18 protein-coding genes and 2 pseudogenes are annotated in these 17,261 nt (G+C 71.5%); 11 read left to right on the top strand and 9 right to left on the bottom strand.

Annotated features, from left to right (window positions below; all coding sequences use genetic code 11):
• Window positions 1–8 precede the first annotated feature (8 nt).
• A complete protein-coding gene (locus ACIRC0_RS05780) occupies window positions 9–608 on the top strand; it encodes a hypothetical protein (protein ID WP_403611672.1) in 600 nt (199 codons plus the stop codon).
• 63 nt (window positions 609–671) lie between these two features.
• Here ACIRC0_RS05780 and ACIRC0_RS05775 read toward each other — a convergent pair whose 3' ends face one another.
• On the bottom strand, window positions 672–1,811 hold the full coding sequence (locus ACIRC0_RS05775; protein WP_403611669.1) for a site-2 protease family protein: 1,140 nt from the start codon (window positions 1,809–1,811) through the stop codon (window positions 672–674).
• 197 nt (window positions 1,812–2,008) lie between these two features.
• Between ACIRC0_RS05775 and ACIRC0_RS05770 the strand changes: the two genes are divergently transcribed.
• Window positions 2,009–2,470 (top strand): AAA family ATPase, encoded by a 462-nt coding sequence (locus ACIRC0_RS05770; protein ID WP_403611666.1) that lies wholly within the window; start codon window positions 2,009–2,011, stop codon window positions 2,468–2,470.
• Window positions 2,471–2,481: 11 nt separating this feature from the next.
• On the opposite strand, the gene ACIRC0_RS05765 is transcribed toward ACIRC0_RS05770, so the two are convergent.
• Complete coding sequence (locus ACIRC0_RS05765; protein ID WP_403611664.1) at window positions 2,482–3,072, bottom strand: TetR/AcrR family transcriptional regulator; 591 nt, start codon at window positions 3,070–3,072, stop codon at window positions 2,482–2,484.
• Between the two features lie 154 nt (window positions 3,073–3,226).
• Here ACIRC0_RS05765 and ACIRC0_RS05760 point away from each other — a divergent pair, with 154 nt between their 5' ends.
• Window positions 3,227–4,246: an aldo/keto reductase gene (locus tag ACIRC0_RS05760; protein ID WP_403611661.1), complete on the top strand. Its 1,020-nt coding sequence runs from the start codon at window positions 3,227–3,229 to the stop codon at window positions 4,244–4,246.
• A 220-nt stretch (window positions 4,247–4,466) separates the two neighbouring features.
• Complete coding sequence (locus ACIRC0_RS05755) at window positions 4,467–4,661, top strand: hypothetical protein (RefSeq protein WP_403611659.1); 195 nt, start codon at window positions 4,467–4,469, stop codon at window positions 4,659–4,661.
• Window positions 4,662–4,756: 95 nt separating this feature from the next.
• On the opposite strand, the gene ACIRC0_RS05750 is transcribed toward ACIRC0_RS05755, so the two are convergent.
• The 3 genes from ACIRC0_RS05750 to ACIRC0_RS05740 all read right to left on the bottom strand — a co-directional run bounded on the left by ACIRC0_RS05750 (window position 4,757) and on the right by ACIRC0_RS05740 (window position 8,722).
• Entirely contained in the window at window positions 4,757–6,202 is a 1,446-nt protein-coding gene (locus ACIRC0_RS05750) for an MFS transporter (protein WP_403611656.1), read from the bottom strand.
• Window positions 6,203–6,294: 92 nt separating this feature from the next.
• A complete protein-coding gene (locus ACIRC0_RS05745) occupies window positions 6,295–6,840 on the bottom strand; it encodes a TetR/AcrR family transcriptional regulator (RefSeq protein WP_403611653.1) in 546 nt (181 codons plus the stop codon).
• Between the two features lie 292 nt (window positions 6,841–7,132).
• Window positions 7,133–8,722: an aromatic amino acid ammonia-lyase gene (locus ACIRC0_RS05740; RefSeq protein ID WP_403611650.1), complete on the bottom strand. Its 1,590-nt coding sequence runs from the start codon at window positions 8,720–8,722 to the stop codon at window positions 7,133–7,135.
• A 141-nt stretch (window positions 8,723–8,863) separates the two neighbouring features.
• On the opposite strand from ACIRC0_RS05740, the gene ACIRC0_RS05735 reads away from it, so the two are divergent.
• The 5 genes from ACIRC0_RS05735 to ACIRC0_RS05715 all read left to right on the top strand — a co-directional run bounded on the left by ACIRC0_RS05735 (window position 8,864) and on the right by ACIRC0_RS05715 (window position 13,569).
• The gene (locus ACIRC0_RS05735; RefSeq protein ID WP_403611647.1) at window positions 8,864–9,907 is read left to right on the top strand and encodes an ABC transporter ATP-binding protein; all 1,044 of its coding nucleotides are present in this window, start codon (window positions 8,864–8,866) and stop codon (window positions 9,905–9,907) included.
• Window positions 9,904–10,545: an ABC transporter permease gene (locus tag ACIRC0_RS05730; RefSeq protein WP_403611644.1), complete on the top strand. Its 642-nt coding sequence runs from the start codon at window positions 9,904–9,906 to the stop codon at window positions 10,543–10,545. The genes ACIRC0_RS05735 and ACIRC0_RS05730 overlap by 4 nt, the downstream gene beginning before the upstream one ends.
• A gap of 1 nt (window position 10,546) precedes the next feature.
• Window positions 10,547–11,245 (top strand): ABC transporter permease, encoded by a 699-nt coding sequence (locus ACIRC0_RS05725; RefSeq protein ID WP_403611641.1) that lies wholly within the window; start codon window positions 10,547–10,549, stop codon window positions 11,243–11,245.
• An 11-nt stretch (window positions 11,246–11,256) separates the two neighbouring features.
• Window positions 11,257–12,189 (top strand): ABC transporter substrate-binding protein, encoded by a 933-nt coding sequence (locus ACIRC0_RS05720; RefSeq protein WP_403611638.1) that lies wholly within the window; start codon window positions 11,257–11,259, stop codon window positions 12,187–12,189.
• A 1,119-nt stretch (window positions 12,190–13,308) separates the two neighbouring features.
• Entirely contained in the window at window positions 13,309–13,569 is a 261-nt protein-coding gene (locus ACIRC0_RS05715; RefSeq protein ID WP_403611635.1) for a hypothetical protein, read from the top strand.
• 132 nt (window positions 13,570–13,701) lie between these two features.
• Here ACIRC0_RS05715 and ACIRC0_RS05710 read toward each other — a convergent pair whose 3' ends face one another.
• Both ACIRC0_RS05710 and ACIRC0_RS05705 read right to left on the bottom strand, forming a co-directional pair.
• The gene (locus ACIRC0_RS05710; protein WP_366030439.1) at window positions 13,702–13,980 is read right to left on the bottom strand and encodes a hypothetical protein; all 279 of its coding nucleotides are present in this window, start codon (window positions 13,978–13,980) and stop codon (window positions 13,702–13,704) included.
• 93 nt (window positions 13,981–14,073) lie between these two features.
• Entirely contained in the window at window positions 14,074–14,424 is a 351-nt protein-coding gene (locus tag ACIRC0_RS05705) for a hypothetical protein (RefSeq protein WP_403611631.1), read from the bottom strand.
• 182 nt (window positions 14,425–14,606) lie between these two features.
• On the opposite strand from ACIRC0_RS05705, the gene ACIRC0_RS05700 reads away from it, so the two are divergent.
• Both ACIRC0_RS05700 and ACIRC0_RS05695 read left to right on the top strand, forming a co-directional pair.
• Entirely contained in the window at window positions 14,607–14,891 is a 285-nt protein-coding gene (locus tag ACIRC0_RS05700) for a hypothetical protein (RefSeq protein WP_403611628.1), read from the top strand.
• A 131-nt stretch (window positions 14,892–15,022) separates the two neighbouring features.
• Window positions 15,023–16,165, top strand: coding sequence for a winged helix DNA-binding domain-containing protein (locus ACIRC0_RS05695; protein WP_403611625.1), 1,143 nt, complete (start codon window positions 15,023–15,025; stop codon window positions 16,163–16,165).
• A 31-nt stretch (window positions 16,166–16,196) separates the two neighbouring features.
• On the opposite strand, the pseudogene ACIRC0_RS05690 reads toward ACIRC0_RS05695, so the two are convergent.
• Window positions 16,197–16,897: pseudogene (locus ACIRC0_RS05690) on the bottom strand (LysE family translocator).
• 137 nt (window positions 16,898–17,034) lie between these two features.
• Window positions 17,035–17,163 (bottom strand): annotated as a pseudogene (locus tag ACIRC0_RS05685) (trypsin-like serine protease); the annotation flags it as partial.
• Between the last annotated feature and the right edge of the window lie 98 nt (window positions 17,164–17,261).

The raw sequence follows: 17,261 nt of genomic DNA, 5'->3' as shown, positions 1-17,261 counted from the left end.
GCGGGCGCATGGCCCGGGAGCCCGGGGAGGTCTTCGGCCCGCGGATGACGCTGTTCGCGGACGTGCTGAGCGTGGGCCTGGCGACGGCGGTCGCGGCCCTGCCGCTGCTGACCGCGCCCGCGGCCCTGTCGACGGCGTGCGCGGTGCTGCGCGGAGCGCGGGACGACCGGCCGGTCACGGCGGGGCGGTACCTGCGGGTGCTGCGCGGCCGCCTGCGGGCCGGGGACATGGCGGCCGGGGCGGTGGCCCTCACGGGCGTTCTGCTGCTGGCGGCGGACCTGGCACTGGCGGGCGCGGGTCTGCCGGGGGCACCGGCGTTCACGGCCGTGGCCGCGGCGATCGGCGCGTGCGCCGCGGTGGTGGGTCTGAGGGCATGTGCCCGCCCCGAGTCACTGAACGACTGGCCGACGGCACTGCGCACGGCGGCGCGCACCGCCGCCCGGGACGCGGCGGGCAGCGCCCTGATCCTGCTCGCCCTGGCGACGGCGGCACTGTGCGCGTGGATGCTGCTGCCCCTGGCGTTCCTGGCTCCCGGCCCGCTGGCGATGGCCGTGACGGCGGTGGAGGGGAGGGGCCGGGAGGCGGGAGAGGCAGCCGGGTTGAACTGAGGGCGTCTGCGGGTGCTGCGGATGCTGCGGACCACCGCGGCCTGACCCGGTCGCGCGGATGGCTCAACCCTCCCGGCGGGGTGCGCCGGTCAGCCAGGTCACGACACGGCTGATGTCGGCGAGCGTGACGATCCCGACCAGGCGCCCGTCGTCGAGCACGAGCGCCCTGCGCTCCCGGCTCTCCTGGAGGCGGGGCAGCAGATCCACGACCATGTCGCCGGGTGCGGCCGTCTCGATGTCCGGGAGCGGGCGCATCACCTCGCCGATCGTGGTGGTCGGCCGGGCGTGCGGCGGGACGTCGCGGATGGCGCCGGCCGTGACCAGCCCGGCCACGCCTCCGTCGGGCGCCAGGACCGGGAAGGCGGAGTGACGGAACCGGTCGAAGGGCGTGTCCGCGAGGAACTGGGCGGTGGTCATCGCGGTGGGCACGGTGACCGGGTCCCAGGTCATCACCCGGCTCACCGGGACGCCGTGCAGGGCGCTGCGCAGCTCGGCCTGGCGGGCCTCCGCGGTCGCCGTGCTGATCAGGAACCAGCCGATCAACGCCGACCACAGTCCCGACAGGTTGCCCGCGAAGAGCACCGCCGCGAACCCGGCGGCCACCAGCAACCAGCCCAGAGCGCGGCCCGCGGCCGAGGCGCCCCGGGTCGCCCGCACCCGGTCACCGGTGCGGTGCCACAGGAACGACCGCAGCAGCCGTCCGCCGTCCAGCGGGGCCGCCGGCAGGGCGTTGAACACGGCCAGCACGATGTTGATGGCGGCGAGCCAGGCGACGGCCTCCACCACGAGACCAGAGACGGGCAGGGCGTCGAGCCCCACGGCCAGGCCGATGCACACCCCACCCGCGACCAGACTGGTCAGCGGTCCCACCACGGCGATGCGCAGCTCCACACCGGGCGTCGGCGCCTCGCTGCGCAGCCGGGCGGCACCGCCCAGCATCCACAGTGTGATGCCCTCGACCTGCACGCCGTTGCGGCGTGCGACGACCGCGTGGGCGAGTTCGTGTGCGAGCAGCGACGCCAGGAACACCAGTGAGGTCAGCAGCGCCGCCACCCAGTAGGCCCAGGCCGGATGTCCGGGGTGGGCCGCGGGAAGCCGCCCGCGGGCCAGCACGACGGCGACCAGCACGATGATGACCAGCACACTCCAGTGCAGGCCGACGCGCACGCCGGCGATGCGCCCGAGAGACAGTGTCTCCTTCACCGAACGCCCCGCCTTCCCGGCGCACGGCCCGTCGGCCGCGATCCCGCCCGGGCGGCCGCCGGGCGCGCGCCGCTCTCGTCACGACGCTCTCCAGAGGAGATGACTCCTCCGCACTCTCCATCGTCCGCCCGGTCCGCGGGAACGCCGAGCCGCACGGGGTTTCGCCCGTCCACCGGCCTCGTGTCATCGTGGCCCGTATGGGGACAGGACTGGACATGGCCGTGCTCGTCGGGTTGCAGGCGTCGGGGAAGTCCACCTTCTACACGCAGCACCTGTCCGGCCGGTACGTGCTGGTCAGCAAGGACCTGTTCCCCCGGCGCGCCCGTAACAGGCAGCAGCGGCAGATGCGGCAGGTGCAGGAGGCCCTCGCGGCGGGGCGGCCGGTGGCGGTGGACAACACCAACCCCTCACCGCAGGAGTGGGGCCCGCTGGTGGAAGCGGGCCACGCCCACGGCGCGACGGTCACGGCGTACTGGTTCCCGCCGGACCTCACGGGCTCGCTCCTGCGCAACGCCGCCCGCGAGGACCGCGCGCGCGTCCCGGACGTCGGCGTGTTCGCGACCCTGAAGCGGTTGCGCAGGCCGTCCCCGGCGGACGGGTTCGACGCGGTCCGGGAGGTGCGCTTCGACGGGCGTGGCGGCTTCGAGATCAGGGCCTAGGAGGCCAGAGCTCAGTGCGGCCGGCGTAGTCCTTCGATGAGGAGCTCGACCAGTCGGCGGGCGTCGTAGCGGGGGTCGTTGTCCGCGCCGATGCAGAGGTTGCCGACGCCGCGCATGAGCTCGTAGGCCTCGATGTCGGAGCCGATCTCGCCCGCGGCGGCCGCGGCTTCGAGCAGCTCGGCGCAGACGGGCACGAGGCGGTCGAGGAAGTAGGCGTGCAGCGTGTCGAAACCGGCGTTGTCGGACTGCAGCACGGCGGCCAGTCCGTGCTTGGTGGCCAGGAAGTCGACGAAGAGGTTGATCCATTCCCTCAATGCGGCGTACGGCGTCGGGCTGCTCGCCAGCAGGGCCGGACCGTCGTCGGCGCAGGCGTCGACCTGGTGCCGGTAGACGGCGATGATCAGGTCCGCCCGGGTCGGGAAGTGGCGGTAGATCGTGCCGAGCCCGACCCCGGCCTCGGCCGCGATGTCGCGCACCGGCGCATCCACGCCCGACCGGACGAACACCGCGGCGGCGGCGTCGAGCAGCGCCTCCTTGTTGCGCCGGGCGTCCTTCCGCTTGGACGGGGCCGTCCGCCCCGCGCCCTCGACGCTGTCGCTCACCACGCCACTCCTTCCGCAACCACGCTTGCTAAAACGGAACGCTGTTCCGTATCGTTCCGGAACGAGGTTCCGTTTGCTCATGATGTCAGAGCGGGGATCCGGCACCAAGTCATGCCCTGCCGCCCTGCCCCACCCTTGATGGAGGACCACAGCCATGCAGTACCGCACCTTGGGCCGTACCGGAGTGCAGGTCAGCTCCCTCGCGCTGGGCGCGATGAACTTCGGCCGGATCGGGCGCACCACCCAGGAGGAGGCCACCGCCGTCGTCGACGCCGCCCTCGAGGCCGGGATCAACGTCATCGACACCGCCGACGTCTACGGCGACGGCGATTCGGAGGAGATGGTCGGCAAGGCCGTCGCCGGCCGCCGCGACGACATCGTGCTGGCCACGAAGGCCACCATGCCCATGGGTGACGAGCGCAACCACCGGGGCAGTTCACGCCGCTGGCTGGTCACCGCGCTGGACGACAGCCTGCGCCGCCTCGGTGTCGACCACGTCGACCTCTACCAGATCCACCGGTGGGACCCGAACACCGGTGACGAGGAGACGCTGTCGGCCCTGACCGATCTGCAACGCGCGGGAAAGATCCGCTACTTCGGCTCCTCGACCTTCCCCGCATACCGCATCGTGCAGGCGCAGTGGGCCGCCCGGGAGAACCGCCTGAGCCGTTACGTCACCGAGCAGCCCAGCTACTCGATCCTGCAGCGCGGCATCGAGAGCCACGTCCTGCCCGTGACCGAGGAGTACGGGCTCGGCGTGCTCGTGTGGAGCCCGCTGGCCTCGGGCTGGCTGTCGGGTGCGGTCCGCGCGGGCCGGGACGTCACCACCCACCGCTCGGCGTTCATGCCGGAACGCTTCGACACCACCCTCCCCGCCAACCGTGCCAGGCTCGACGCCGTCGAGCGGCTGGCCGAGGTCGCCGACGAGGCCGGGCTGACGATGATCCAGCTCGCACTCGGCTTCGTGACCGCGCACCCCGCCGTGACCAGCGCGCTCATCGGCCCTCGCACGCTGGAGCACCTGCGCGCGCAGCTCGCCGCCGCGGACACCGTGCTCTCCGCCGACGTGCTCGACGCGATCGACGCGATCGTCGCCCCCGGCACCGACCTGGCCCCGCACGAGAAGCACGACACTCCGCCCGCGCTCCTCGACCCGTCGCTGCGGCGCCGCTGATCGCCGGAGGGTGCGGGCGTCCGGTGCCGGGCCGGGCGCACTGGCCTCGACTTCGCCTGCCTCTCCCGCTCGATTTCGAGGTGATGTCGACCCGCCGGACTCGTTCAGGGCGACGGCCTTGTGCGAGACCGTATTGCGTCACCTGCTTGACAGGTGACGGAGTGGGATGTGAGTCTGACATCCGCGAGGCGAGAAGCCACCGACTGAGCGGAGGTTGGCCATGGAAAGCCAGAGCGCCCTGGACAGTGCTGCGGCAGCACGTCAGGCACGGTTCGGCAAGTTGCCGGAGCGTATTCGCTTCGAGGACATGGTCGAAGAAAAGCAGGCGGCGTCGAACGATCCGGCGAGGGACGCCTACGACCCCGAAGGATCGTGGATGTCCTTCTCCTGCCTGGCCGCCGACCTGGGCCTCTGAGCTGGTCCCCGACTGAGTGCCCTCCTTGGCCATCGAGGTCACCGGGCGTCGCCGGCCGCTCTCGCGAAGGGGAGGGCGACCGGCGGCGGCGCGGCTCAGGCGGAGATGCCGGATTCGGTCCGCTGCTTGGTGCGATCGGCGGTGGGTGCGGGAGGCGTGGTGGCGGGCCGCCGCAGGGTGAAGGCGATACCGACGCCGAGGAGGGTGAGGGCGGCGGCGGTGAAGCCCGCGGTGCGCAGGCCCGGGACGAGGGCCGGGCCGGTGGTGGTGTGGACGCCGGCGTTGGCGATGGCGACCAGGATCGCCAGGCCGACCGCGGAGCCGATCTGCTGGGTGGTGGAGGCCATGGCGGAGGCGATCCCCTGGTGCTGGGCGTCGACTCCGGTTCCGGCCGCGGCGAACATCGCGGTCCAGGCGATGCCCTGGCCGAGGCTGAGCAGGATCACGCCGGGCAGCAGGGCCGGGTAACCGCCGCCGGGGGACATCGCCAGCGCCAGGGCGGTCATCCCGATGGCGCCCAGAAGCAGGCCGGTGACGATGGTCGAGCGGGTACCGGCGGTGCCGAGCAGTTTCTCGCTCGCCTTGGTGCCGACCATGCCCACCAGTGCCGAGGGCAGGAACGCCAGGCCGGTGGCCAGGGCGCCGTAGCCGCGGACGTTCTGCAGGTAGACGGTGAAGAAGTAGTACTGGGCGCCGAAGGTGCCCATGAAGACGAAGGTGATGCCCATCGCGGCGAGAAGGCTGCGGTTGCGCAAGAGGCGAAGCGGCATCAACGGGTGGGCGGCGCGGGCCTCGATCAGCAGGAACAGCCCGATGAACAGCACGCCGGCCGCGAGCGAGACGATGGTCCGGGCGGAGGTCCAGCCGGCTTCGGGGCCCTGCACGATGGCGAAGACGAGGGCGGTGAAGCCGATCGTGGCGGTGAGCGAACCCGCCAGGTCGAAGCTGCGGCCCCGCTCGCGCTGCGCGTCCTTGGGGACGATGGCGAAGGCTGCTGCGGCGGCGCCCAGGGCGAGGGGGACGTTGACGTAGAAGACGGCTTCCCAGCCGAGGTAGTTGGTCAGGATGCCGCCCAGCAGGGAGCCGAGCGCCAGGCCGACGGCTCCCGCGCCGCCCCAGATCGCCAGTGCCCGGTTGCGTGCGGCGCCCTCGGCGAAGGTGGTGGCGATCAGGGAGAGCGTGGCGGGCAGCAGGAGGGCGCCGCCCAGGCCCTGGACGGCGCGGGCGGCCACGAGCAGCCCGGGGTCCGCGGCGAGAGCGCCGGCCAGCGAGGACAGGCCGTAGAGGGTCAGGGCGGTGGCGAACATGCGGCGCCGGCCGAGGATGTCGGCCGCCCGGCCGCCCAGCAGCAGGAAGCCGCCGAAGGCGATCGCGTAGCCGCTGACGACCCACTGCAGGCTGTGCGCGTCGAAGCCGACCTCGCGGCCGATCTCCGGCAGGGCGACGTAGACGATGTTGTAGTCGATGGCACTGATGAACTGGGCGAACGCCAGCAGGGCCAGCAGCGGCCCGGTCCCGCGGCGTAGGGAGGGGGACGGCATGAGGAATCAGCCTCTCGTTAGTATGCGGTTGACCGCTTACATGTTGGGCGAAAGAAACGGGCCGCCCGGAGCGGCCCGGTGGACGCCTGCCCTCAGCTGCGCAGCGTGCGCGCCCAGGGGGCGTCGACGGAGGCGGCGTCGATCGCCATCATGACATTGCTGAGCAGGCCGTCGGCGAAGTAGCGGCGGATCTGCTCGTCCGAGGCGCCGGAGGCGGCGCGGACGTACTCGACCTGCTTGGCGTAGCAGGTGCGCACCGCCTCGGCGATGACCGGCTCGCCCGTGCTGCACTGGGCGTGCATGAGGATCATGAGGACGTCCCGGTCGGCGATGACGTCGTCGTACGAGGCCGTCATCGCCTGCAGAACCGCTTCCGGATCGGTGCTGCGCACCGACGTCGCCGCCGCTGCGGCGGCCTCCCGCAGCCGGTCCGAGCAGTAGTCGACCAGGGCCGCGAACAGCGTCTCCTTGTCCTTGAACAGCCGGTACAGGTAACCCTGCGAGATGCCGGCGGCCTTGGCCACGTCCATCGTCGAGGTGCCGTAGTACCCGCGCTCGGCGAACGACTTGATCGCCGTGTGCATGACGGTCGCCCGGCGCTCCTCGGCCGTGGAACGCTGCCGTGTCCTCGTTTCCATGGAAGTAATTAACCACTCACATCGGAAGAGTGTCAACCTGGCTTGTGCCGTGCATGGGGCGACGACCGCTCAGTGGTGGGTGGGTGCCTCAAGAACGCGTGGAACCGCCGCGATGCGGGGGGGCGCCGAGACCGCCCTGCTGACGGGCGGCAACCGCCCCACACCCGCCACCCGTTACGGCGGGCCGAACGCTCACTGACCGATTCCTGTCATGGCTTACGGCGAGAGCGGACTGACCCTTCTCCGTCAACGGCCCCCCGGCGTACTTCAGCAACCCGCATGGAGGTGACGCTCAGCTTCGCCTCCAGATTTCCGTGAACCGGTCGAGCAGTGCGGCCGCCGCCGTCACGTCGTCCGTGAGCGGCCGGTCGGCCGGATCCCCGTCGAGCACCGACTCGGCGAGCGCCAGGGCCCGGCCCACCGGAAGGTCCAGGTCGGGCCTCAGGTCGCGCAGCCGCAACGCGCGTACGGCGGCGACGAGTTCGCAGCCGACGACGAGACGGTACGCGCCGCACGCCCGCAGGGTCTGACGTGCGGCGAGCGAGGCGAAGCTGGCCTGTTCCTCGACGCCCCGGGAGAGCACCGCGTGCCCGAGCGAGGCCGGCGCCGAGAAGGCCCGCACGTCACCGAGGGCGGCCCCGGCGGCGTACTCGAGGATCATCACTCCGGACGAGGCGGACTCGTGGTCGGCGAGGAAAGGGCGCAGGCGGGTGTAGGCGGGCTCGTTGAGGGTGGACAGGCGGGACGTGGACAGGCGGGCCACCTGGGTGACCGCCAGCCGGAAGTGGTCCAGCGCCAGGGCGAGTTGGGTCAGGTAGAAACCGCCGTGGTGGTAGGCGGCCATGTCCTCGGGAGAGATCAGCGGGTTCTCGGCGGCCGCGTTGATCTCGACGGCGAGGACCTGTTCCAGCGCGTCCGCCGCGTCCTGCGCGGGGCCGTGGATCTGGGGCAGGCAGCGGAAGCCGTACGGGTCCTGGATCCGGCCGAGCGGCGGGGACGGCCGTTCCGCCGCGCCGATCAGCTCCCGCATCCGCCGGGCGACCTCGGCGCTGCCCCGGTGCGGGCGGGCCGCGTGCACGGGGGCGGCGTAGGGCTCGTGCGACCCGTCGACCGCGAGCAGTGACAGCGCGGCGACGACCTGGGTGGCACCGATGAGTCCGCGCAGTTCGTGCAGGGCCAGGGCGGCCTGGCCGAGGGTGAGGGCGTTGCTGCTGATGAGCGCGAGCGCGTCGTTGTTGTCGAGGGGTTGCGGCTCGGGGGCGCGGACCCCGGCCGCCCCAGCCGACGAACCCGCGCCGGTCGCGCCCGCGCCGGTCGTGCCCGCCCCGGGAGTGCCCGCCCAGGACGTTCCCGCCCCCCGCCAAGGCCGCTCCCCGGCCAGCGCCAGGCCCACCTGTGCCAGCGCGGCTATGTCGCCCGTTCCCACCGACCCGAACTCGTTGACGACCGGGTGCACTCCGGCCTCCAGCGCCTCGCACAGGGCCGTGATCACGCCGGGCCTCAGTCCGGCGCCTCCGGCCAACAGCTGGTTGGCGCGTATGGCGAGCATGGCGCGGACCTGACGGGCCGGAAGTTCCCCGCCGATGGCGCCGGCGTGGCTGCGCAGCAGGCGCAGGCCGTGTCCGGCGGCGTCCTCGGTGGGCACGTCCTCGTTCCGGTTGGCACCGACACCGGTGGAGCGGCCGTAGACGCGCCCGGTCGCCGCGATCTGCCGGGCGGCGTCCCAGGACTCGGTCACACGTTTCATCGCCTCGGCACCGGGGACCGGCCGCGCAGTCCCGTCGGCCAGGCGCACGACGTCCTCGACCGCCAGACCGATTCCGTCGAGGACCACCGATCCGGAGTGCACGGATCCGGGTGCGTCCACCATGCGAGACGACATAAATCCCAAACTCCCCTCGAACCGGACGATTGATCTTGCCTGTCGATCATCCGTTACTTCGGATTAACACCGACCTGTTGACAAGCTATTCACATACCGAGAACTCTGCATGATGTTATGCAGCCGGGCAAGGGACATCTCATGATCCAGTTCGACGCGGTCCACAAGCGCTTCCCCAACGGCACGACAGCAGTCCATGATCTCTCCCTGGAGATGCCGGAGGGCGGCGTCACCGTTCTCGTCGGCTCTTCCGGTTGCGGCAAGACGACCACCTTGCGGATGATCAACCGGATGGTCGAGCCGACCTCCGGCACCATCCGGGTCGGGGGCAAGGACGTCACCCGGCAGGACGCCGCCGAGCTGCGCCGGTCCATCGGCTACGTCATCCAGCAGGCCGGTCTCTTCCCGCACCGCACGGTGCTCGACAACATCGCCACCGTCCCGCTGCTGCTCGGCTGGAACCGCCGGAAGGCACGGGCCCGCGCCGCCGAACTCCTGGAGACGGTCGGTCTCGCCGCCGACGCCGGCAAGCGCTACCCGCACCAGCTCTCCGGTGGCCAGCAGCAGCGGGTCGGCGTCGCCCGCGCGCTGGCCGCCGATCCGCCGGTGCTGCTGATGGACGAGCCGTTCGGTGCGGTCGACCCTGTCGTGCGCACTCAGCTCCAGGACGAACTGCTGAGGCTGCAGAAGGAGTTGAGCAAGACCATCGTCTTCGTCACCCACGACATCGACGAGGCCGTCCGCCTCGGCGACCAGATCGCGGTCTTTCGCACCGGCGGCCACCTCGTCCAGTGCGCCTCCCCCGCGGAACTGCTCGCCCGGCCCGCCGACGACTTCGTCGCCGACTTCCTGGGCGCCGAGCGCGGGCTGAAGCTGCTCTCGCTGAAGACCCTGGCGGACGTCCCGCAGGGCCCGGCCCCGCAGGGCGGCACCTGGGCCCTGGCCCTCGACGCGGCCGGCAGGCCCCTGCACTGGGCCTCCAAGGACGCCGGGGACGCCGTACTCCCCGTCCGTCCGCTCAAGGACACCGACTCCCTGCTGTCGGCCCTCAACGAGTCGGTCGCCTCCCCCGCCGGCCTGGTCGTCCGCGTCGACGCGGACGGCGTCCTCACCGGCGTCTCGTCACGGGACGACATCCACGCGCACGCGAACCGTGCGCACGCCGAAGTGAGCGTGGCCGCATGACGACCGACTGGTCCTGGATATCCGGCCACACCGGCGATCTCGTGAGCCTCACTCTCTCCCACCTCCAGGCCGCCCTGACCGCCGTCTTCCTCGGCCTGCTGATCTCGCTGCCGCTCGCGGTGGTCGCCCACCGGATCCGCCCCCTGCGCGGTTTCCTCCTCGGCGTCTCCAACGTGCTGTTCACGATCCCGTCGATCGCGATCTTCGTCCTGCTGCTCCCGGTGAGCGGACTGACCCGCACCACGACCGTGATCGGCCTGACGGTCTACACGCTGGTCGTGCTGCTGCGGAACACGGTCGAGGGCCTCGACTCGGTGCCCGCGAGGACGATGGAGGCCGCGAAGGCGATGGGCACGCGCCCGCTGCGGACGCTGCTCACCGTCGAGTTCCCGCTCGCACTGCCCGTGATCATGGCGGGCGTCCGCATCGCGACGGTGATGTCGATCTCTCTGGTGTCCGTCGCGACCTACATCGGCGACGGCGGTCTCGGCCAGCTCTTCACCGACGGCTTCCAGCGCGACTTCCCGACCCCGGTGATCGTCGGAGTGGTCCTCACCCTCCTGCTCGCCGTCGTCGCGGACGCCCTGCTGGTCGCCCTCCAGTACGTCCTTACCCCGTGGCGGAGGCGGCGAGCCTGACATGTACGAACTCTTCAAGAACCTCGGCACCTGGCTGACCAGCGCCTCCCAGTGGTCCGGCCCCGACGGCATCGCCCACCGCCTCGCCGAGCACCTCCAGTACTCCCTGCTGGCCACGCTCATCGCGGCCGCCATCGGCCTCCCGCTCGGCCTGCTCATCGGCCACACCGGCAAGGGCGCGTTCATCGCCATCAACCTGGCGTCCTTCGGCCGGGCGCTCCCGACCGTCGGCCTGGTCGTCCTGGTCTTCCTGGCCGGCGGCCTGTCGATGCTGCCGGTGTACGTGGCGCTGGTCGCCCTCGCCGTCCCGGCGATCGTCACCAACACCTACGCCGGCATGACGGCCGTCGACCCGGACGTGAAGGACGCGGCGCGCGGGCAGGGCATGCGGGGCCACCAGGTGCTGTTCCAGGTGGAGGTGCCGCTCGCGCTCCCGCTGATCACGACAGGCCTGCGCCTGGCCCTGATCCAGGTCGTCGCCACGGCCACCATCGCCGCCTACGTCTCCTTCGGCGGCCTGGGCCGCTACGTCTTCGACGGGCTCGCCCAGCGCGACCTCGTGCAGGTGCTCGGCGGCGCGGTGCTGGTCGCCGTGGTCGCCGTCGTCCTGGACGTGGCCCTCGCCGGTCTCCAGCGCTTCCTCTTCCTCCCCCACTCTCGACTTCGCTCGAGCGGGGGGACCCCCACCCGAACTGCCTAGGAACCCGAACCATGAATCGTCGTGCTCTCCTCGGCGGCCTCTTCGCTGCTGCCTCCGTCCCCGCCCTCTCCGCGTGCGCGAGCGGCATCACCTCCCTCAACGGCCCGGGCGACTCCACCGCCGGCGGCGGCTCCAGCAAGGGCGGGGTCACCATCGGCACCGCCAACTTCACCGAGAACCAGGTCCTCGGTTACCTCTACGCGGCCGTCCTGGAGGCGGCCGGCGTCACGACCAAGGTCCGCCCCAACCTCGGCACGCGCGAGATCGTCATCCCCGCCCTGAAGGCCGGCGACATCGACCTGCTCCCCGAGTACCAGGGCGCCCTGCTCAACTACCTCGACCCGAAGGCCACGCCCACCGAGGAGGGCGCGATGCAGAACGCCCTCACCCTCGCCCTGCCGGCCGGACTCCAGGTCCTGCCGTACGGCATGGCGGAGGACTCGGACGCCTTCGTCGTCACCCGCCGGACCGCTGACAAGTACGGCCTGGCCTCCCTCGCCGACCTGAAGAAGCAGAACGGCAAACTGGTCATCGGAGCCGCCCCCGAGGTGAAGAAGCGCCAGGTCGGCGCGGTCGGCCTGAAGGACGTGTACGGCGTGGAGTTCAAGGAGTTCAAGTCCCTTGACTCCGACGGGCCGCTGGTCAAGGGCGCCCTGAAGAAGGGCGACGTGGACGTGGCGAACCTCTTCACCACCGACACCGACATCAAGGCCAACGACTGGGTGGTGCTGTCCGACCCCCAGCACCTGATCCCCAGCCAGCACATCGTCCCGCTCATCGCCGACCGCAAGGCCGACGACACCGTCCGCAAGGCCCTCGCCCGGCTCGGCAACGTCCTGACCACCGCCGACCTCACCGAACTCAACAGCCTGGTCGACAACGACAAGAAGGACCCCGAGGACGTGGCGAACGCATACGCGAAGCGGCACGGACTGGTGAAATAGCCCGCCGGCGGCTTGCCGGAACGCTCCGGGCGAGGAGTGGAACCAGTGCGCGCGACTTTGCCGGCCGGCGTGCTCAGGAGCGCGAGGGGGCGACCGCGGCCGCCGCAACGAGGTGGACCGGTCCTCTGAGCCGTGACCTCGCCACGGGGGAGGGCCGGCCGAAGTCCAGCGGCCTGGGAGGGGGTGCGACAGGCGTACTCGCTGCTCCACGCCCGCAGGGCAGCGTCCGCACCTGCGGAGCCGGCCGGTCCCTGCCAACCGGCCCTGGCCAACTCCTCGTTCCAGGCTTTCCCGGTCAGAGGCTTGACCGAGGCAGGTGGACGAGACCCCTCGCGCCACTTCTCGATCATGGGCGTACTTGGCCTTGGTGAAGGCCGCGTTGGTGTGGCGGCCCACGCTGCGAGAACGTGGCCCGGCACTCCCGCGTCGGCGACATGGCGCCCGGTTCTCCGAGCCGGCACAGGCGTGGTCCCTCGTGCCGCACGCAGGCCGCCGCCGGCCGCCCGAGAAGGCGGGCGAGTGACCTCAGTTCGAGCCGGGCGGCGCCGTCTCGCTGCCGTCGTCGTCCGGTTCCGCACTCGCCGGGCGAAGCGATGTGTCGATCGCCTTCCGCCGAGGCGGCCGTGCCCCGGCAACCGAGTCAGCAGCACGAGCCAGCTCAGCCCTCAACTGGTCGAATGCCGGCGCCCCTGACAGATCCCGCAGCCTGCGACTTCTGCTCATGCAGCACCAACGCGCCACCGCGCCGCCCGTAACCGAAATGCCGCCGAATGGGGCACGTCTTGATCGGCGCCACGCTGCCCGCCCGGTCAGTCCCTGGACGGCCCGTGCGCGCCGAGCTGCCCCGCACAACGGTGAACCCTGGGGTGAGCTCGGTGATGGTCGGCCGCGCCCCGAGCTCCCACCGGGAGTCCCACCCCGCCCAAACCTGCTGGTGGGCGAGGAGGGGCGACTCGACGAGCACGCTCTGCGCGCCCACTTGGTGGACGGAGCCTTCGCCGGTGGAATGGCGCGGGAAGCGGAATGAGCAATTTCGGTAACAGCGTGGACACAACACCTCCACATTGCCCGCACGGACCTGCATGCTGCCGGTAGCACACCAACACTCTGGGGGACGCGATGGCGAGCTACGGCGACGTGCGGAAGGCCGTGCGCGTGGAGAAGTTCAGGCTGTGGTTCGGCTGGCTGGCGGGGAACGTCGTCATGGCGATCTTCGCCAACACGACGAAGCACATGCCCATCGTCTCCGTGCTCACGCAGATCCTGCTCGTGGTCGTGTTCCTGGCGCTGACGGTCGCGGTGTTCCGGACGACGAGCGCACTGAACCGGCGCGGGGACGCGGCGCGGCGTGAGGTGCTCGGCGACGACCACCCGGGCTGAGCCGGGAACAGCCCTCCACCGCCCCCGCGCCACCGGGCCCGGGGGCTTTCGCGGGAAGGCGGAGAAGTACTCCGGCAGAAGCCTCGCCGCCTTACCGGTGGCGGGGCTTCGTCGTGGCGGGAGTCGGCGTGTTCAGCCGGTCTTCTGCCGTTCCCGGAGTTCGTGGATGCTTCCGGCGGTGATGGTGCCGTCCTGCTGTTCGTAGTGGGAGAGGGCGAGGCCGAGACCGAAAAACGTCGGCGCCCACTCACCCACGAAAATTCCCCAGCGGTCGGCACGATCGATGCCCTTGCCGGGTTCGGCTTGGAGGCTGGTGATCCAGGAGGCGATGCTGAGCCCTATGGAGGCCATGCCTGCGAGGTAGGCGTGCTCGCTGCGGATGCCCATTTCGTGCATGCTCTTGATGATCATAAGGGGCTCCGTTCTGTGGGGGTTTCGGGGCGAGTACCCCCATATGTGCGGCTGCCTACTCCCGCAGCCCGGCTCGGGCCGGCAGATGCCCCGTCACTCGGTGTGGACCCGGCCGTATCCCGTCTGCGTGCGCATTGGGTCGCTCGCCGGTAACTCCGCGTGGATGCTCGGCCGCACCTCCACGATGATGTCCGCGTCCGCTTCGTCGCCCTCTTCGTCGCGCCAGAGGAAGACCCGTACGTGCCTCGCCCGAGGGAGGCCGAGCGCCTGCCACTCGGTCATCAGGTCGGCGACGACGAGGGAGACGGCGTATCGAGGGCCCTCGCTCAAGTCATCGGTGGTGATCATGCCCCGCCACCGTTCGGGATCCCTGCCGTAGGGGCGCCACCCCTCCGAGCCGTGCGGCTCGAACACCCGGTACACCCAGTCCGTCTCGGTGTCCATGCGTCGATCCTGTCACCACGGACGACGATGCGCGCCATCGGATCCACCGTTGACCGCTGGAGGCGGCGCCGGTGCGAGCCCCGGCCGCAGATCACAACATGGACACAGCGTCACTCGAAGATCACTCAAAGTGCGTGTTCGGGTGCATGATTTCGGCCACCACTCGGCCTCCAAGGAGACCCATGCGCCGCCACACCATCTCCCTACTCGCCGCAGCCGTGCTCATGCTGACCGGATGCTCCGACTTGGGCTCGGGCAGCGACGGATCCTCGGCGCCGAGCCCCTCCGCGACAGCCGGAGCGGCCGACGCCGCCCACGCGGAGCGGATCGCAACGTGCACCAAGGCGATCGTCGCCGCGAAGAACGACACCGCGGACAACGGCCTGCCAGAGTGCGCGAAACTGTCGCCGGACGACTACCTCAAGGCGATCGAGGACGCGAAGAAGCAAGGAAGCGGCGCGCCGTAGAGGCGGATCGGCGACGCCTCGGCGTCGCCGTCGCCCCGTAGCGGCACTGAGCGGCCCCGCTAGAAGCCCGGCGGGGCGCCGCTCGGCTGTTGCGGACAGTGGATGTCCGCAAGCCCCGCTACCGTCCTGGCATGACGAAGACGAGCCCCGCGGCGCGGAAGACCGACCGGTCCACAGCCACCGCTCCCGTCCTCCCTCGCCGCGCCCTCAACCGCGCCACCCTCGCCCGTCAGCTGCTGCTCCGCCGCTCCCCGCTGTCCGTCAAGGCGGCCGTCGCGCACCTGGTCGGCCTCCAGGCGCAGAACGTCAAACCGCCGTACTACGCGCTCGCGGCACGACTGGAGGGCTTCGCGCCCGAGCATCTGTCACGGCTCATGGCCGACCGCGAGGTCGTCCGAATCGTCACCCTGCGGTCCACCATCCACACCCACACCGCCGACGACTGCCTCACCCTGAGGCCGCTCGTCCAGCCTGCCCGCGACCGGGAACTCACCGCCTTCCGCAAGGGTCTCGCCGGCGTCGACCTCGACCGGCTCGCCGCCCTCGCCCGCGACCTGGTGGAGGCCGAACCGCGCACCATGACCCAACTGCGGGACGCGCTGCTCGCCGAGTGGCCGGACGCCGACCCGCAGGCCCTCGCACTCGCCGCCCGCTGCCGGCTGCCCCTCGTCCAGGTCACCCCACGCGGCCTGTGGGGCTTGAGCGGCCAGGTGGCGCTCACCACCGCCGAGCACTGGCTCGGGCGCCCCGCCGAGCCCGCCCCGGCGCCCGACTCCGTCGTCCAGCGCTACCTCGCCGCCTTCGGCCCGGCCTCGGTGAAGGACATGCAGACCTGGGCGGGCCTCACGCGGCTGCGGGACGCCTTCGAGCGGCTGCGCCCGCGGCTCGTCACCTTCCGCGACGAGCACGGCGTCGAACTCTTCGATCTGCCCGACGCTCCCCGCCCCGACCCGGACACCCCGGCCCCGCCGCGCTTCCTGCCCGAGTACGACAACCTGCTCCTCTCCCACGCCGACCGCGCCCGCGTCGTGCCCCCCGGCCTCAAGGGCCGCAACGCGGTGGGCAACCAGGCCTACCGCACCCTGCTCGTCGACGGCTTCCTCGCGGGCGTGTGGAAGCTGGAGGAGGACGCGCTCGTCATCGAGCCGTTCCGCGGGCTCACCAGGGCCGAGCGGGACGAGGTGGCCGAGGAAGGAGCGCGGATGCTGAAGGTGATGCACGAGGGCACCTCGTACGACATCCGGTTCGGTACCGTCGTCCCCCCGCGCCCCTGACTCCCGGTCCGCGACGCGGTCCCGCGGTGCCTCAATCCGTCCGCCCGGTCACCGCCACCGTCAGCCCCAGCCCGATCATCGTGAACCCGCCCGCGCCGCCGATCAGCGACAAGCGGCGGTCCATGGGGGTCCCCCTGTTCGAGCGAAGCCGAGAACTTGGGGGAGGGCGAACCAGGCGCGGGCAGCGGACGCCGTCAGCCCCCACAGGGTGTCCGTGACCAGGCCGATCGCGATCGGGACCAGGCCCAGCAGGAGCATCTGCAACGGCACACGACCCGCCGAGTGGTTCACGAACTGGGGGAGTACCGCGGCGAAGAACACCACCCCCTTGGGGTTGGTCGCGCCCACCAGGACGCCGTCCAGGACCGTACGGAGATCGCCGCGCGCCGGGCCCGTCGGCACGGTCCTGATCGCCGACGCCTTCAGCTCCTTCCGGTGCCGGAACGCCTGCACGCCCAGGAGGACCAGGTACGCCGCCCCCGCCGGCTTCACCGCCATGGAGAGGGCGACCGACCGCTCGACCAGCGAGCCGATGCCGACCGCGACCGCCACCACCAGCAGATACGAACCGAAGACGTTGCCGAGCGCGGTCGCCACGGCGGTGCGGCGGCCGTGCGCGAGCGCCCTGCCGATCACGAACAGCACGCTGGGACCGGGGATCACGATCACCAGCAGGGACATCGCGGCGAACGCCAGAAAGCGGTCTGTGGACACCGTGTGCGACCCTCCCATCCGCCGCCCATTCAAACAGGCGGGTGAGGGCCGGGCCATGGAAGTGACGTGGAAAGGGGGCGTTGCGGGCCGCTCGTGGAGGCCCGCAACGCCCCCTGGTATCTACCTGGGGTGTCACCCCAGGAGCCTTCTGGGACTTACGTGTTGACCTGCGCGGTCACCGGGCTCTCCGCACAGCCGTCGCCCCAGGAAGTCATCCCTGCCAGGACGCCCCCGGTGAGCGGGGGGCCGCCGCTGTCGCCCTGGCAGGTGTCCAAGTCGCCGGAGGGAGTGAGCGTGCCCGTGGCGGCGGCAGCGGTCGCCACGGCGGCAGCGGCGGCCCTTCTGACGCGTTTCGGCCCGGACATGGGTCTCCTCGTGGGGT

Source organism: Streptomyces sp. NPDC093984, assembly GCF_044764595.1.
Taxonomy (GTDB): domain Bacteria; phylum Actinomycetota; class Actinomycetes; order Streptomycetales; family Streptomycetaceae; genus Streptomyces; species Streptomyces cynarae.
This window is presented reverse-complemented; position numbering and strand designations above follow the sequence as displayed.

Excerpts from the sequence above, each read along its gene's own strand:
- ACIRC0_RS05725 (WP_403611641.1), top strand. The coding sequence starts at position 10,547 with ATGTACGAACTCTTCAAGAACCTCGGCACCTGGCTGACCAGCGCCTCC.
- ACIRC0_RS05720 (WP_403611638.1), top strand. The coding sequence starts at position 11,257 with ATGAATCGTCGTGCTCTCCTCGGCGGCCTCTTCGCTGCTGCCTCCGTC.
- ACIRC0_RS05705 (WP_403611631.1), bottom strand. The coding sequence starts at position 14,424 with ATGGACACCGAGACGGACTGGGTGTACCGGGTGTTCGAGCCGCACGGC.
- ACIRC0_RS05745 (WP_403611653.1), bottom strand. The coding sequence starts at position 6,840 with ATGGAAACGAGGACACGGCAGCGTTCCACGGCCGAGGAGCGCCGGGCG.
- ACIRC0_RS05710 (WP_366030439.1), bottom strand. The coding sequence starts at position 13,980 with ATGATCATCAAGAGCATGCACGAAATGGGCATCCGCAGCGAGCACGCC.
- ACIRC0_RS05735 (WP_403611647.1), top strand. The coding sequence starts at position 8,864 with ATGATCCAGTTCGACGCGGTCCACAAGCGCTTCCCCAACGGCACGACA.
- ACIRC0_RS05750 (WP_403611656.1), bottom strand. The coding sequence starts at position 6,202 with ATGCCGTCCCCCTCCCTACGCCGCGGGACCGGGCCGCTGCTGGCCCTG.
- ACIRC0_RS05770 (WP_403611666.1), top strand. The coding sequence starts at position 2,009 with ATGGGGACAGGACTGGACATGGCCGTGCTCGTCGGGTTGCAGGCGTCG.
- ACIRC0_RS05760 (WP_403611661.1), top strand. The coding sequence starts at position 3,227 with ATGCAGTACCGCACCTTGGGCCGTACCGGAGTGCAGGTCAGCTCCCTC.
- ACIRC0_RS05740 (WP_403611650.1), bottom strand. The coding sequence starts at position 8,722 with ATGTCGTCTCGCATGGTGGACGCACCCGGATCCGTGCACTCCGGATCG.
- ACIRC0_RS05755 (WP_403611659.1), top strand. The coding sequence starts at position 4,467 with ATGGAAAGCCAGAGCGCCCTGGACAGTGCTGCGGCAGCACGTCAGGCA.
- ACIRC0_RS05700 (WP_403611628.1), top strand. The coding sequence starts at position 14,607 with ATGCGCCGCCACACCATCTCCCTACTCGCCGCAGCCGTGCTCATGCTG.
- ACIRC0_RS05715 (WP_403611635.1), top strand. The coding sequence starts at position 13,309 with ATGGCGAGCTACGGCGACGTGCGGAAGGCCGTGCGCGTGGAGAAGTTC.
- ACIRC0_RS05780 (WP_403611672.1), top strand. The coding sequence starts at position 9 with ATGGCCCGGGAGCCCGGGGAGGTCTTCGGCCCGCGGATGACGCTGTTC.
- ACIRC0_RS05695 (WP_403611625.1), top strand. The coding sequence starts at position 15,023 with ATGACGAAGACGAGCCCCGCGGCGCGGAAGACCGACCGGTCCACAGCC.
- ACIRC0_RS05730 (WP_403611644.1), top strand. The coding sequence starts at position 9,904 with ATGACGACCGACTGGTCCTGGATATCCGGCCACACCGGCGATCTCGTG.